Genomic DNA, 14,237 nt, shown 5'->3' on the forward strand with positions numbered 1-14,237 from the left:
AATACCAACGAACAGCCCAAAGAATGATTTCACCTTGAAAGTGCCGACCGTGGAAGGGATTCATCTGCTGTATCTCGAAATAAATAAGATATTTAGCTTATCATGTCAGCCTATTTGCAACAGTGCCCTATAAAAAGGGAGCTTTAGAGACTGTAAATAAAACTGTATTTACACAGAATTATTTACACCCTCGTGTGACAGTGCCGCCCTAAATTAAATAACAAATTTTTTCTATCTTTACTCTTGAATTGTCATTTAGATCAGGATAACTACAATAATTCTCTGATCCCCCAAATCTCTCAAGTTTTTCTAATATTTTCCTGTACATACCTCCCTTTTAAGCGTATCTAGATTTGTATTTGGAATTATATATTCTTCTTTTGTAGGTTCCATAGCTATTGGATCACCTGTTACTTCTTTGTACATAACTCCTCCTAGTCTTCGGAATTTTTCTTGTTCGCAATCTATCTCATATAGAACTGTTGACCTATTCTTCTCCTCTTTAAACTCGGTTTCTACCCAAGCTCTTGTTATTTTGGGATTCTTTGTACTATTTAATTTTATAATTTTAGATTGATAATTTGCATTATCTATAATTATTTTTGCAAATATATTTTGAGCATTAAGAACCATTACGCTGATTAATGTAATTTTTAATAGTCTTTTCACCTACTTAGTCTCTTTAAAGCTAATTTCCAGAAATATACTTATATTATTTCTGTTGTTCAATTTATTTTTTAATTTAATAATTTTAAATGGGTTAAATGGGTAAGGACACACAAATGGGAAAAACTCCCTGTTGCTATACGAGATCAATTTAAGAAGTAACTAGCCAAAGTCATAGAGCAGCCACATATTCCAAAGAATATGCTGAGAGGCAATCTTGCAGGTTGCTATAAAATTAAATTATTAAAAGCTGGTGTCAGACTTGTCTATCAATTTAAAGATGATCAGGTAGTTATCTTGCTCATCACAGTCGGGAAACGAGCTGATAGCATAGTTTATGACGAAGCTAAAAAGCGTATTAAAGACTAAAAATGGGAGCTTATAGCTCCCATTTTGAATGGGTTCTAACATTTTGACTTTGCATAGCACCTATTATATTAATTTTAGGAATACTTAAGTTTAGTTAAGAACAATAGTCTTGTTTAAATCTTGAATAAGGAACATTTCTACGTTGTGTTAGATCTTTCCCTTTTAAATCATTGGCTAATTTATCTGATAATTCTTCACTAGATTTTATTTTGTTTGGAACCCATGAATAAGCATGTCTAGGTAAAATTTCAAAAAGATTAGTCATACCAGGTACATAAGAATACTTAAATTGAGTATAAACTTGATCATAGAATCCCTTACAGATTCTATCATTTTCTTTTGAAACTAAATTTCTATTCATAGATGTTGAGAAGTCATATAAGCTCCCATTTTTGTATTCATAATCATATTTTTTCCCAGTTTTAGGACTTTGGCTTGATGTTATTTTTATACCTGAATTAAGCTCTGAAATAGTAATATCTAATGACTCTTTGAATTCAATAGTTTCAGATTTAATTAATTTTGCTAGATCGTTAAACTCATATATAAAATAATGGCTTTCTGGGCTACTCATACCAAACCATGCGCCACATGTACTTGTTACAACATAAGTATTCTGCTGTTGCTTATATATCTTTTCTAAGATTTCACATTGTGGGTCGATCTCACTAATAAAACCAGCATTTCTATTATTGTTCTCAATAGAAAATGGATACTGTTTTACATATAACTCACTGTATTTATTTGTTATTTTATATAAACCAATATTTTCTGGATAACCTTCATTATTTTTTATAAATTTGAATGGCTTAACTTCAATGGCATACGCAACACTACCAGCCATTATGAGAATATTTAGTAGAAATATTTTAGAAAGAGGACTTTTCACTTTAAATACCTTATAAGTTTAAATTATAAAGTAATTTTAGCTACTAATTAAAAAAAAAGGTGAAATATTCAATTATTAATTGTCCATTTAACATAATGGTGGTTATACGCAATACACTTGTATATTAATATAAATATCAGATACTTAATAAAACCAGAAAAATCTAAAAATGCACAAAAAGCCGATTTTGAAACAAGTCGGCTTTTTTATGAGCGGTTTTGATATTTTTTGCCAACATTTTTGCTCAAAAAACACTCAAAACAGAAAATCACCTACAATCTATAAGGCTTTCAACCTGAAAAAAATCCACAATTTATGGGGATAACTCTGGGGCTATTTTTAAGCCATTTTTGTACGCTTTGACGTACAGTAATTTAAGGAATCTGCTTCTAGCTGATCAAAGCTTTATTTCTTATGATGTAGTCAAGGAAAGCAGGAAGCTCCAAACAACAAGAATAAGAAAGATCAGCACAAGGATGGTTAGGTACGACAGAAGTTATACCTTGCAACCAAACACGAAAAACCCCGACAGGATGTCGGGGTTTTTTATTACCATTTGAAAACTGACTAAGTTCACTATAAAATATAGACTATAATCTATATTTTGGTTGTGATATGTGGACAGTCATCACAACAGATCTGTTTAATGAGTGGCTTGAGCAGCAAGATGAATCAACACAAGAGAAAGTCCTCGCAGCTTTGGTCGTTCTACAGCAGCAGGGACCTAGCTTAGGTCGCCCTTTAGTGGATACCGTGTATGACTCTAAATTTACCAATATGAAAGAGCTACGCGTTCAGCATAGAGGTAAACCACTTAGAGCCTTTTTTGCATTTGATCCATTACGACAGGCCATTGTGCTTTGCATCGGTGATAAAGGCGGTAAAAAGCGTTTCTATAAAAGAGATGCTGGACATTGCAGAACAGCAATACGAACTTCATCTCTCAACCCTAGGAGAACAATCTAATGGCTAAAACCTTACAGGAATTATTGGTTAGTCGCTCTCCAGAGAGCCAAGCACGTATTAAAAAAATGGCTGATGAGCTACTGTTAGAGACTCAGCTCCATCTTATTCGAGAAGAGTTAGAGATTTCCCAAAAAGAACTTGCTGAAACTTTGGGAATAAAACAGCCATCACTTTCAGCAATTGAAAATCGTGGTAATGATTTAAAGATTTCAACCATGAAAAAGTATGTTGAGGCAATGGGTGGTAAGCTCCGTATTGATGTGGAGCTTCCAACAGGAAAACATATAGGATTTAATGTGTAACGATAAAAAAGGTAGCTATAAGCCACTGCTGTCCCACAATTTTTCACAAGAGGAAGCTTAAATAAGCTTCCTCTTGTTTAATGGGGATTTTATCGGGTGAGAATAAAGCTTTTAACGTTTTTCTTTCAAACAAATTCACTTGAATGATTCTGAGTAAGCGCTGCACTGTCCAGCCTTCTTTCCCCAGATGTTGAGCGAAACTCACCAGCAAATAGGCGATTAACGCGATCCAAATTTGAGTTTGTATGGCATTACGGCTTCGGCCTAGAAATGACTTTAATTTTAAATTCTGTTTAAGTGCTTTAAAGAACAGCTCCACTTTCCAACGGTCTTTATAAATTGCAGCAATCGTTAATGCTGCCAGATGAAAGTTATTACTCAGAAACTCAAACGTCCTGTTCTTATCGGTATCATAAAATTCTATACGTCTTAATAATTTGGGAGCACCTCTTTTCTTTGCATAAGCACTACTTAATTCAATCCATTCATCCGCAATAATACCTTTAGATGCTAATACGCTGCGGCTAGATTTCACTTGATAAACTGTCTTTGGGCGCAATCGGGTGACAAAACTGACCTTTTGATGAGTCAATTGGGCAAACCATTGATAATCAATATATCCTTTGTCAAATACGACAATACTGCCAGCAGGAAATTTGAATGCTCTGCCTTGTACCATATCATTTTCAATGCCATCCCCAAGCGCCACAAATTCAGGAATGGTATTGCTGTAATTTAAGCCAACGCTAAGTTTCATGCTGGCTTTGGATTCATGCACTTTGGCCCATTCACATAAGGAAAATGACAGATCAATATGGCTGGCATCCAGGGAATATAAGGGATTCTTAAAGCGGAATTTATGAGCTACTTTTGAGTGTTCATAAGATTTAAGCAAGGTGTAAAATAGCTGTTCATACAAGGCTGCAGGCTGTTCCTGATTGATTCGAGCCAGTGTACTGCGAGGGTGATAGACTTTGCTCCGAGAGCATTCAGCTTTTCTTGTTGACACTCTAGATTAGATTGAATATCCCGCAGACTTTGTCTGCAGGAAAGTTGAGACATCAGTATGGCAATGAACTGATCCCATCTTGAAGCGGCTCTAAATTTCTGACCGACATGATGTATTTGAACAAGACGTTCAAAATCTTGTCGGAGTATGGGTTTAATCAATTGATGAAATACGGTATTCTGATATGACAAAACCTGAGTCCTTGGTCGTTAAAGTGTTGGTTCGCACTTATATTTTAACGATTCAGACTCAGGTTTTTTTATTTAAATCAAACTATGGGACAGCAGTGAGCTATAAGCTCCCTTTTTTGTGTTAGAAACCATTTAAAGTGTCTGTATTCTCACCATTAAAAATGTCTGGTTTATGATGATCTAAATAACTTCTCAGGATATGACTCTATGAACGACACTGAAAATCAAAAAAAACTCCCATTCTCAGAGGATGAATTACTCGAAAATATAGATGAATATAAAGCACATGCAGATGAAATTACTGTGCTTACAGAAACCGAATTCGATTATTCATATTTCAAACACTCTACTCCATTTTTTCAAAAACAAATTAATTACTGTAGAGACAAAACCCTTGCTACATAAGGTTTTGGAGTCGTTTGTCTAAAAATAATCATAAAACAACCTAGAGCCTGTTTATTTCCTCTTTGTATCCTTAAACGGATAAGATTTTAGAAAAACCGATGGCTCAGAATTAAAAATCATTTAACTTTTATTTGTAATTGTAAACCGAAAGTATCGAGTAATTTCTGCATGGATTTCAAAGTAGGATTGCTCCCTGGTTGCTCCATTTTTTGCAGTGTCTGTGGCGCAATCTTAGTAATTTTAGCCATATCATTCAGTGTTAAATGTAGCTCTGTTCGAATAAATCGAGCAACTTGATAAAAAGACCAGTCTGGATGATTATTGATGGTTTCAAGCACAGATAGTCTTTTTTCCATTTGTTGAATAGGGGTCAATGGTTTAAAACGTTTATCCATGGCTGATCTCCTCCAACTGCTGGCAAATATTGATTATTCGATATTGGCTATTTTCCAGAATTTCATCCGCTACTTGAAGAGCCTGCATCTTTTCTAACAGTCCCCGATAAATTGGTAACTGTTCAATTAATAAAGTTTTAATTTCTTGTGGATCAATCGAAGTGCTTTCAGCTATCTGCTCAATCACAGAACTCAAAAGTGGCATACCACCATGATCATCTCTTTCCCAACGAGTAGTACGTGCAATACCATCAGGATGTAACCACATTGGCGCATAATCAAATAATGGTGTGAGCTGAATTTTACCATTATTGAAGCGTTGGATTGCTGTATTGCGAGTATGGTTATCTTTATTGCCTAAGGCAACATTTGCGAGATCACGCTTCAAATACTCAAATACTTCCTGCTTTGGTTCGGTACAAGCCTCCATAAGCAGGGTACATATTTGATTATGGGTCATTCTAACCCCAAAGCCCGCCTTCCCACCTAGAGATGCAAGGCTTTCCTGAGCAATTCTTTCAACTTTGCCATTAATTACTTTGCGATCAAATCTTGGAATAAACAAAGTCTTGCCATGTAGCTCAAGATCCCGGTGTACACGTAGTTGCAAGTACTGAGCGACTTTCATATACAAAGCTTCGTTCATCAGGATTTTATTCAAATTTTGATCACTGCCGCGGCTAAATTTAACCAACCAATGCTGCTTAACTTGATCATCTGGAAGAGTATGATCTAGATAGAAAAGATCATCATAACCTTGTGTTAACAACAATTTTGGCCACTCACCCTGAATACCAGATGAACCGGCAATAAAAAGTCCATAAGATGCGAGCGATTCAATAAACTTCTCTTTACGTTCAATAATTTTGCTTAGGCTAAATCCCTGATTTTGCAGCTTTGGGAAATGACTCTGTAACCACTCATGAGCCTCTTTGACTCGCAGATTCCCAATTGGATTTCCTGCGCCTGCTTTTAAAAGCGCCCAGTCCGCTTGTTCCTGAACATTCTCAGAAAAATCAAGCTGTCTTAGTAATTCTTTGCGACCGTATCCTTGAGGTAATAGATCCATAAGAAATGCTGGCCAAGTTGATTCCAATCTATTTTGGACGTTCACCGGTAAGTCATAAGCAAGCGCATGACCATCTCTTAGATCCATATATGAAATAGCATATTCGAACAAATATGATGTACGTGTAGCTGCCTGCCATCCAGCATTTTGATCATCCGTAACCTCAACCAAAGCACAGTCATGCCATTCATAGTCTTGGTAGATTTGCAGTGTACAGTATTGCTTCATAATTTTATTAAAATAGTAAAATATAATGATTTTATTGATTATATATCTATTTTAATATAAAAGTATAATTAAACTAAAAATCTCAATGATCACTCTAGGTGTCTAAGAAGAACTTATACATTTCTCAAAATTGCAATAAACTCATCTGATTTGCAGTAGAATTGATCAATATTGGGTTAAATCTTACCTCCTTATATTTTAGCTATCCTTTACATCATGTCAGAACGTCAACAACTCAGCCTTAGTGAATACCTTGCCACTGTACAGGAAGTCATCCAGCTGACTTTTGATGGGGCAGTGTGGGTCAAGGCTGAGATCCGTAATTTAAGTATTAAAGGCGGTCACTATTATCTTGAGTTGGCTGAGAAAGATGAAGAAAGCCATAAGGTGATCGCTAGTTGTAAAGGCACCATTTGGAAATTTACGGCACAAAAAATAATTCTAAAGTTTGAACGAGAAAGTGGTATTGAACTGTCGAAAGACCTGAATGTACTGATCAAGGTCAAAGCTAGATTTGATCCGCAATATGGCTTCTCGGTCAATATCGAAGATATCGACTCTAGCTTTACTCTAGGAGACATCGCCAAACGCTATCAGCAGATTCTGCTGCGACTGACTGAGGAAGGCCTGCTCAATAACAATAAACAGTTGCCGGTACCCTTTGATATTCAGAATGTCTTGGTCATTGCACCGGAAAATGCTGCAGGGTTAGGTGACTTTAAAAAAGATGCGGATGCCCTGGCTCAGGCTGGTGTCTGTCATTTCGTTTATCATTCAGCAACTTTTCAGGGTAATACGGCTTCTGCCAGCATCATTCAGGTTTTGGGTAGTGCCTTAAGACAGTGGGCTCAAGATTACTCGATAGCACCAGACCTTATTGTGATCATCCGTGGAGGCGGAGCCGTGAATGACCTAGCTTACCTGAATGATTATGATCTGGCCGCACTGCTGTGTAAAAGAACTGTGCCGATCTGGGTCGGTATTGGCCACGAGAAAGACCGCACTATTTTGGATGAAATTGCACACCGTTCCTTTGATACCCCGAGTAAAGTGATCGCAGGGATCCGTAACCTGATTGTGGAGCGAGTCAATGAAGTTAGTACTGCTTTGCAGACCATCAAGCTACTGTCACAGCACCAGTTGATCACCTACCAGAGCCAGAGTGATCAGTATCTGAAAACTATCAAAACTCTGACACAGAACCAGATCAATGAAGCCCAGCGTAGCGTTGATATGCTTAAAAGTGATACTCAGTATCTTGCTCAACAACAGATTAAACTAGCTTCACAGCAGGTGGAGTCATTGATGAGGGAAACCTTGCTACAGAATCCTCGTAATGTGATGGCCAAGGGCTATGCAATTGTCCGTAGCCAAGGCAAAGCTATCCGTTCCATCCAGCAGATTACTGACCAGGAATTACAGATTGAACTTAAGGATGGCACCATTGATGCCACCGTGACACAGGTAAACGCACATGAACAATGAAGAACTAAGTTTCAAGAAAGGTTATGAAATTCTCAAGAAAAATGCCGAATTTCTTGAATCTCAGGAAGAACCGGATATTGATAACCTGATGGCGATCGTTGAAGAGTCCATGACTGCCTATAAAGCCTGTAAGTTACGTATTGATGCTGTGCAACAGGCGTTGAATGACACCTTTAAAGAATAAAAATTCTAGGTCGAGAAAAGTCTAGAATGTTCTAGAAATAAAGGACATGAGATGGTGAAAACTGACAGTTAACCCAATAAATTTGCTTGAGCAGAGTTTTATTACTAACCACCTTTTCCTCTATAGGTGTTACATGGATCCCAAACAACATACTTACGTTGTTAAATGGTTGACTGAAGATCAAGCCTGTGTCGGCTTATGTGTCGAGTTCTTCATTAAGCTGACTTAAACCAAATAGGTGGGGCTAATGAATTTAATGGCCGATCTTTAATAATCCCTGCCAGCTAAAATAGTTCTGGGTCAAATGAGTACGGTTCATTGACCACTTTCGTTGTGGTAAGTAGCAGCTGCCAACAGCTAATTTAGTTTTCCCATATCTCGCCTTTACCGCTTCTAAAGTCTGCATGAGGCTTTCATTACTTTCACGCTGGCTGTGGTCTGTCAGCAGGTCAGGAGTAAAGCGCTGCTTAGCAATTAAATCCGTCAGAATTACACCACACTTTTTATATTTCACGTCAGATTTATAAATGTGTTCCAGCAGTTGCATGGCTGTTTTAATCAGATCCAAAACACAATCCGTCGGTTCAGGAAACTCAAAAGCCAACGATTTACTGTAATAGGGAACCTTTGAATCAAAAGGATTCGATTGCACAAAAGCAATGACACATCCACATAAGGAAGCGTCTGCTCGTAAACGTATGACTGCATCCTGTACATATTTGCCCATAGCCTCTTTGAGATCATCTAGCTCGGTAACTTTTTCACCAAATGAACGACTTGCTATGATTTGCTGTTTGGGGGGAGGGGCATCATCTAACTGCATACAAGAAACACCTTGCAGCTCCAATACTGTTCTTTGCATTACCACAGAAAAAAGGCTCGCCATGCGATGAGCATCTTGCATCACTAAATCTAGCACCGAATAGATTCCCATGGCATTTAGTTTTTTAACTAACTTACGACCAACGCCCCAAACTTCACCGACCTCAATGTCTGAATAAAGCATTTCCTGATCTAGGAAATCCATATTGAGTAAGTTACACACACCCTTGAAACCCTGTCTTTTTTTGGCAAGATGGTTGGCCATTTTGGCTTCGGTTTTACTACGACCGATACCAATCGAGACGGGTAAGCCAATCCAATCCAACAATCGTTGTTTCATGTGATGCGCATACTGAGTTAAGTCAAAATTTTGTGCATAACTGGTCAGGTCTAAAAAACACTCATCAATTGAATAGATTTCCTGTTCATGTGGCGCAACAAAACTAGCCAAAATTGAATGAAAACGCTTGGACATTTCAGCATATAAAGCATAGTTACTGGATAACACCACGACCTGATGTTGCTGAACAATATCTTGTATTTGAAAGAGAGGAACGCCCATTTTGATGCCCAGCGCTTTGGCTTCATTACTTCTTGCCACAGCACAGCCATCGTTATTGCTGAGCACAATCACAGGTTTATTGTTTAGACTGGGATTAAATACCCGCTCACAACTGACATAGCAGTTGTTAATATCAATCAGGGCATAAATCCGCTCGTAACTGCTCATCTGAACTTCTTGATCACACTGGTAACCACACCCCAAATCAGCATGGTTTGATTATCTTTCAAATGGATATCAGCAAAATCAGGATTAGCCGCCTGTAACCAGCATTGATTACCCTCAATCATCAAACGTTTAATCGTAAAATCATTGTCAATCAATGCCAGAACAATATCCCCATGCTTGGCTTCAATACTACGGTCAACGATTAGCTTGTCATTCAGATCAATCCCTGCATCACGCATGGATAAGGATTCCACTTCAACGATAAAGGTTGCCTGTTGGTTTTGAATAAGAAACTCGTTTAGATCAAGGGTCTTATCGATATAGTCCTGAGCAGGGGAAGGGAAGCCTGCAGCCACTTTTTGCAAAGCAACAGGAATCTCATAATGTGTTTTTGTCTCAAGCAATCTAATAGAGGAAATATCGTTAAACTTTGGAGTGTCATTTTTTTTCAGGTATTTCTTGATTTCCAATACACGAGACTCTGGCACCCGAATGACCTTGGTCGGTTCGTTATAGACAAAAGGACGGCCAGAACCTTTGCGTGCACCACCATGCTTATTTTGCGTCATTTTTATTATCAATCTTGATTATGTAACATAATTAAGATTATAGAAAACTCAGAATATAAAAACAAGATTGTCCGTTCTTTAATAAAGTATTATCCCAAATCTTGGGATTGCCATGATATTAGCAAAGCCACAAGATCAATCAGACGACACAATAAAGATTGTCTAATCCTTGATCGTAGAGACTTTATATTTGAAGCAACAGAAGACCTAAAGGGCTTTACTGGTATCCATTGATTGTTCAGCAACATTAAATAAAACTGTGGAACATTGTTCAGTTATTGATCGTGGAACGTGAACAATCATAAAAAAAGCCCATTCGAGGGTGAATGGGCTATAAAACTAGTATCAACACATGGAATTATAACACAATTTAAAAAGCTGTTATTCCCAAGTAGAAATGTCCTACCTAATAACCAAATAGAAATGTCCTATATGGACATTTCCAAGTCAAGCACAGGATTTAGATTTCGTTGTTCAATCGCTGTTTTCTGTGCACGTCTGCTTGGCATCTTTTGAGAACGATTACGTTTGTTTTGCTGTTCCAGTTCTTCATGCTGTTGTTGGATATGATTCAGAACAGCACTCAACCGTTTATTCTCAACAATCTCTCGCTGATTCAGCTGACTTAATTTATCGAAGAGGCTGTAATTGATCTTTCGGCCATCATGCATGAGGGCTACAGTACCATCCGGGTATTCCAGGAACTCAAGATACTTACCGATCAACCTTTGATTTTCTTCGGTGTTTTCCAGGAGATATACGCATTTATCATAAGTAATCGTCAGGCTATTGGTGACTCTGCGGGGTTCACGCCAAGTAAAAATATCATCTAATTCTTCGGCTGTTTCAGTGATAGGCCGATGTAGATTCTTAGGATTAAAAGCCATCTTGGCGAACTTCTGATTGAACTGCTCAATGAAGCAGGGTAGCCAGGCATTAGCTTGCTCAATCGAACAGATGCCTTCCAAGCGCATTTCTTTGATCAGACGGTCCTGAAGCGTTCTATTCGCCCGTTCTACACGGCCTTTGGCCTGTGGTGAATTGGCGAAGATGATATCGATATTGAGGGTGCTGAGTACACGTCCAAACTGGGTAATCTTGGTGTCTTTCTTGCTGCTTTGATTCACTCTAAAGACTGAATGTTTGTCGCTGTAAAACGCTAAAGGCTTACCGTGCTGTTCGACATATAAACGTGTTGAAATCATATAGTCAAAGGTTGATTCTGATTCACAGAAGCGTAAATGCTGCAATTTTCCTGTCGCATCATCGATAAACACCAGCAAACAGCACTTAGCAGCGCGTCCTTCAAACCAGTCATGGTGTGAGCCATCAATTTGGATCAGTTCACCAAAGCAATCCCGGTTGTAACGAGGCTGATACGGGCGTTTCAGGCGCTTGGCGCGAGGAATCCACAGATCTGCTGCAATCATCCAGGAACGCAGTGTTTCAACTGAAATATCAAAGCCATGAACGGTGGTGAGCTTTTCATGCGCTAAAGTGGGTCCGAAACCATGGAATTGTTCAGCGACCAGATTGAGGCACTTGAGTCTGAGCTCTTCAGGAAGCCTGGAATTGCTGATTTGGCCACGTGCAGCATGGGCTAATGCAGTTGGACCTTGAGTTTTGTATTTTTGCAATAAACGTCTGATCTGACGTTCTGAAATATGAAGTAGCTGAGCAGCCTGGGGCTGGGTTATGCGTTGATCACAGATTTCTTGCAAGACCGACAATCGTTTAAGTTCTTTATCCGACATAGACACCAACATATCAAACCGTCCGCTAAGAAAATTGCAACAGCGCATATTCTAAAAGCGGACATTTTTACTTTGGAGAAACCGGACATTTCTATTTTGGAGTTACAACTCTCGTTTCGTATAACAGCCATTATGTTAAATGAATGATAATTGACATTTTGTTCATTAATACTGATATGCAACGAATTTTATTATATGTCACCCCTCAATTACAAATATAAATGACTGCTCGTCTAATCATCTCCATTACACAATTAAATGTTAAAATGCATAGCTACTTCATCTAAGATAAAATATATGTATCCAAATCTACAGCACAGCTTCGAAAACAGCGTCATTCTCGTTGTAGAAGATGATTATGATATTGGTGACATTCTTGAAAAATACATAAAAAATGAAAACATGCAGGTCATCCGTGCATTGGATGGACAACAAGCTTTAGAGTGCCTAAAAGCCAACTCTATCGACCTGATTCTCCTTGATATTAAATTACCCAAACTAAATGGCTGGGAAATTCTACAAATCATCCGTCAAACAAGTCATTTACCTGTCATTATGCTGACTGCCTTAGATGATCAAGTGAATAAGATCATGGGGCTAAAAATGGGTGCTGATGACTTTATTATTAAGCCATTTAACCCAAACGAAGTGATTGCACGAATACAAGCCGTACTTAGACGAAGTACAAGCCAAAATATGGAAATAACTAATATTATTCGTTATAGAAATATTGAAATTAATCCAGATCATCATCAAGTTTACATTTCAAATGGTCAAAGAAATCAGTTGCTCAACCTTACGTTAACTGAGTATAAGATACTGTTTTTGATGGCAAAAACACCGAATAAAGTCTTTACACGTAATGAATTGATCCAAAACTGTATGCCTGAAAGTGATGCTTTAGATCGCACTGTAGATAGCCATATCAGCAAATTACGCAAAAAACTTGAAGAAAATGATGTAAATGGCTTATTAATCAATGTCCGTGGCGTGGGGTATCGCTTAGATCAAAATCATGAAATTTAACTTTTTTAAAAATTCTGTTGGAATTAACTTCCAGTTTATTATCATGATGAGCCTATTCAATTTAGGCATTACGCTGTTATCTTTCATGATTGGCTATTTTGTTTATAGCTGGGCGATAAAAATAGGTTTTCTAAATACACAAGTTATTAATTCAAATGAATTTTCAGTTACCTCCGTTGACTTTATCTGGCTGTTTTTAGTGCTATTAACAGGCTTTTTTCTTTCTACTATCCTCGCCTTTAAATATGGAAAACGCTATACACAGCCAATTAGTGATTTAGCAGATGTTATTCAACAAATTCAACAAGGCAATTTAGCACTCAGAATTAAACAGCCACATCATGATATTCCACATGAAATCAAGTCTCTTATTGAGAACTTCAATGAAATGGCAAACCAACTTGAAGTATCAGTTAAGAATTCAACTGTTTGGAATGCTGCAATTGCACATGAATTACGAACACCTGTGACAATATTACAAGGTCGCTTGCAAGGTATTGTCGATGGTATATTTATTGCCGATAAAGCTTTACACCTAAGCTTATTGAACCAAGTCGAAGGCTTATCTTACCTTGTGGAAGATTTACGGACACTGACACTTATTGAAAATAAACAATTACGATTAGAACTAGAAAAGACCAATTTAAAAAATAGTATTGAAAAATGTCTGCAGATGTTTAATGAACGGTTTCATGTTAAAGGTTTAACTATTGTTTTAAATTTGACGGATAAATTGGTTTGCGTTGATATAAGAAGGATGGAACAGGTCTTTATTGCATTGTTCTCTAACTTTCTAAGATATTCGAATGCTGGAAAAATAAATATTACATCTGTAACCACAGCAGAACATTGGGTATTGACGTTTGAAGATGAAGGTCCTGGTATTGATGAATCGCATCTTAAACACCTGTTCAAACCCTTCTATCGACTGGAAGACTCTAGATCATGTCTAGATGGCGGTACTGGATTAGGCTTGGCAGTGATTGATGCAATTATTGAAGCACACCAAGGTCATATTTATTATTCTAAATCCAAAAACTTAGGTGGCAGCTGTTTTACTATTCAACTAAATCGTAAGACATCAACTCATTTATAATGTGTTAAGTTCAGATTAATACGGCTTAATTTAAACCATAAATTTAAGATAAATTGATGTCTGAACTTAACCATTCTGTTTG

The 14,237-nt window shown here is 37.5% G+C and carries 14 protein-coding genes and 2 pseudogenes; 8 read left to right on the plus strand and 8 right to left on the minus strand.

The annotated features are described in order from the left end of the window. Positions 1–309: 309 nt before the first annotated feature. Complete coding sequence (locus FTV14_RS11280) at positions 310–669, minus strand: surface-adhesin E family protein (protein WP_179989163.1); 360 nt, start codon at positions 667–669, stop codon at positions 310–312. Between the two features lie 171 nt (positions 670–840). Between FTV14_RS11280 and FTV14_RS11285 the strand changes: the two genes are divergently transcribed. Continuing rightward, the gene (locus FTV14_RS11285) at positions 841–1,035 is read left to right on the plus strand and encodes a type II toxin-antitoxin system RelE/ParE family toxin (RefSeq protein ID WP_050595110.1); all 195 of its coding nucleotides are present in this window, start codon (positions 841–843) and stop codon (positions 1,033–1,035) included. Positions 1,036–1,129: 94 nt separating this feature from the next. Here the strand turns inward: FTV14_RS11285 and FTV14_RS11290 are convergent, their stop codons facing one another. After that, entirely contained in the window at positions 1,130–1,924 is a 795-nt protein-coding gene (locus FTV14_RS11290; protein ID WP_031946098.1) for a hypothetical protein, read from the minus strand. A gap of 615 nt (positions 1,925–2,539) precedes the next feature. On the opposite strand from FTV14_RS11290, the pseudogene FTV14_RS11295 reads away from it, so the two are divergent. After that, positions 2,540–2,897: pseudogene (locus FTV14_RS11295) on the plus strand (type II toxin-antitoxin system RelE/ParE family toxin). Then, complete coding sequence (locus tag FTV14_RS11300; protein ID WP_096902794.1) at positions 2,890–3,192, plus strand: helix-turn-helix domain-containing protein; 303 nt, start codon at positions 2,890–2,892, stop codon at positions 3,190–3,192. The pseudogene FTV14_RS11295 and the gene FTV14_RS11300 overlap by 8 nt, the downstream one beginning before the upstream one ends. Before the next feature lie 43 nt (positions 3,193–3,235). Here FTV14_RS11300 and FTV14_RS11305 read toward each other — a convergent pair. Continuing rightward, a pseudogene (locus FTV14_RS11305) lies at positions 3,236–4,392 on the minus strand (IS4 family transposase). A gap of 207 nt (positions 4,393–4,599) precedes the next feature. Between FTV14_RS11305 and FTV14_RS11310 the strand changes: the two are divergent. Further along, positions 4,600–4,797 (plus strand): hypothetical protein, encoded by a 198-nt coding sequence (locus FTV14_RS11310; protein ID WP_096902802.1) that lies wholly within the window; start codon positions 4,600–4,602, stop codon positions 4,795–4,797. A 116-nt stretch (positions 4,798–4,913) separates the two neighbouring features. On the opposite strand, the gene FTV14_RS11315 is transcribed toward FTV14_RS11310, so the two are convergent. Beyond that, positions 4,914–5,192, minus strand: a complete 279-nt coding sequence (locus FTV14_RS11315; protein ID WP_000361155.1) for a helix-turn-helix domain-containing protein — start codon at positions 5,190–5,192, stop codon at positions 4,914–4,916. Further along, positions 5,185–6,489 (minus strand): type II toxin-antitoxin system HipA family toxin, encoded by a 1,305-nt coding sequence (locus FTV14_RS11320; protein ID WP_096902800.1) that lies wholly within the window; start codon positions 6,487–6,489, stop codon positions 5,185–5,187. Before FTV14_RS11320 ends, FTV14_RS11315 begins: the two co-directional genes overlap by 8 nt. 216 nt (positions 6,490–6,705) lie before the next feature. Here FTV14_RS11320 and xseA point away from each other — a divergent pair, with 216 nt between their 5' ends. Together xseA and xseB are read left to right on the plus strand one after the other, a co-directional pair. Then, on the plus strand, positions 6,706–7,974 hold the full coding sequence (gene xseA / locus FTV14_RS11325; RefSeq protein ID WP_179994478.1) for an exodeoxyribonuclease VII large subunit: 1,269 nt from the start codon (positions 6,706–6,708) through the stop codon (positions 7,972–7,974). Beyond that, positions 7,964–8,158, plus strand: a complete 195-nt coding sequence (gene xseB / locus FTV14_RS11330) for an exodeoxyribonuclease VII small subunit (RefSeq protein ID WP_001058302.1) — start codon at positions 7,964–7,966, stop codon at positions 8,156–8,158. The genes xseA and xseB overlap by 11 nt, the downstream gene beginning before the upstream one ends. Before the next feature lie 253 nt (positions 8,159–8,411). Here xseB and FTV14_RS11335 read toward each other — a convergent pair whose 3' ends face one another. From FTV14_RS11335 to FTV14_RS11345, 3 genes are all read right to left on the minus strand, one after another. Further along, positions 8,412–9,710 carry a Y-family DNA polymerase gene (locus FTV14_RS11335; RefSeq protein WP_179994477.1) on the minus strand — a complete coding sequence of 433 codons (1,299 nt, stop codon included), beginning with the start codon at positions 9,708–9,710 and terminating at the stop codon, positions 8,412–8,414. Beyond that, positions 9,707–10,279: a LexA family transcriptional regulator gene (locus FTV14_RS11340; protein WP_179994476.1), complete on the minus strand. Its 573-nt coding sequence runs from the start codon at positions 10,277–10,279 to the stop codon at positions 9,707–9,709. The genes FTV14_RS11335 and FTV14_RS11340 overlap by 4 nt, the downstream gene beginning before the upstream one ends. A 428-nt stretch (positions 10,280–10,707) precedes the next feature. Continuing rightward, a complete protein-coding gene (locus FTV14_RS11345) occupies positions 10,708–12,033 on the minus strand; it encodes an ISNCY family transposase (RefSeq protein ID WP_096902756.1) in 1,326 nt (441 codons plus the stop codon). Between the two features lie 297 nt (positions 12,034–12,330). On the opposite strand from FTV14_RS11345, the gene adeR reads away from it, so the two are divergent. Together adeR and adeS are read left to right on the plus strand one after the other, a co-directional pair. Continuing rightward, on the plus strand, positions 12,331–13,059 hold the full coding sequence (gene adeR, locus FTV14_RS11350; RefSeq protein ID WP_032073130.1) for an efflux system response regulator transcription factor AdeR: 729 nt from the start codon (positions 12,331–12,333) through the stop codon (positions 13,057–13,059). Next, positions 13,049–14,155 (plus strand): two-component sensor histidine kinase AdeS, encoded by a 1,107-nt coding sequence (gene adeS / locus FTV14_RS11355; RefSeq protein WP_032073131.1) that lies wholly within the window; start codon positions 13,049–13,051, stop codon positions 14,153–14,155. Before adeR ends, adeS begins: the two co-directional genes overlap by 11 nt. The last annotated feature ends 82 nt before the right edge of the window (positions 14,156–14,237 follow it).

It is taken from the genome of Acinetobacter sp. YH12236 (assembly GCF_013417645.1).
In the GTDB taxonomy this organism is placed as follows: Bacteria; Pseudomonadota; Gammaproteobacteria; order Pseudomonadales; family Moraxellaceae; genus Acinetobacter.

Excerpts from the sequence above, each read along its gene's own strand:
- FTV14_RS11300 (WP_096902794.1), top strand. The coding sequence starts at position 2,890 with ATGGCTAAAACCTTACAGGAATTATTGGTTAGTCGCTCTCCAGAGAGC.
- FTV14_RS11310 (WP_096902802.1), top strand. The coding sequence starts at position 4,600 with ATGAACGACACTGAAAATCAAAAAAAACTCCCATTCTCAGAGGATGAA.
- FTV14_RS11315 (WP_000361155.1), bottom strand. The coding sequence starts at position 5,192 with ATGGATAAACGTTTTAAACCATTGACCCCTATTCAACAAATGGAAAAA.
- FTV14_RS11320 (WP_096902800.1), bottom strand. The coding sequence starts at position 6,489 with ATGAAGCAATACTGTACACTGCAAATCTACCAAGACTATGAATGGCAT.
- xseA (WP_179994478.1), top strand. The coding sequence starts at position 6,706 with ATGTCAGAACGTCAACAACTCAGCCTTAGTGAATACCTTGCCACTGTA.
- xseB (WP_001058302.1), top strand. The coding sequence starts at position 7,964 with ATGAACAATGAAGAACTAAGTTTCAAGAAAGGTTATGAAATTCTCAAG.
- FTV14_RS11335 (WP_179994477.1), bottom strand. The coding sequence starts at position 9,710 with ATGAGCAGTTACGAGCGGATTTATGCCCTGATTGATATTAACAACTGC.
- FTV14_RS11340 (WP_179994476.1), bottom strand. The coding sequence starts at position 10,279 with ATGACGCAAAATAAGCATGGTGGTGCACGCAAAGGTTCTGGCCGTCCT.
- FTV14_RS11345 (WP_096902756.1), bottom strand. The coding sequence starts at position 12,033 with ATGTCGGATAAAGAACTTAAACGATTGTCGGTCTTGCAAGAAATCTGT.
- adeR (WP_032073130.1), top strand. The coding sequence starts at position 12,331 with ATGTATCCAAATCTACAGCACAGCTTCGAAAACAGCGTCATTCTCGTT.
- adeS (WP_032073131.1), top strand. The coding sequence starts at position 13,049 with ATGAAATTTAACTTTTTTAAAAATTCTGTTGGAATTAACTTCCAGTTT.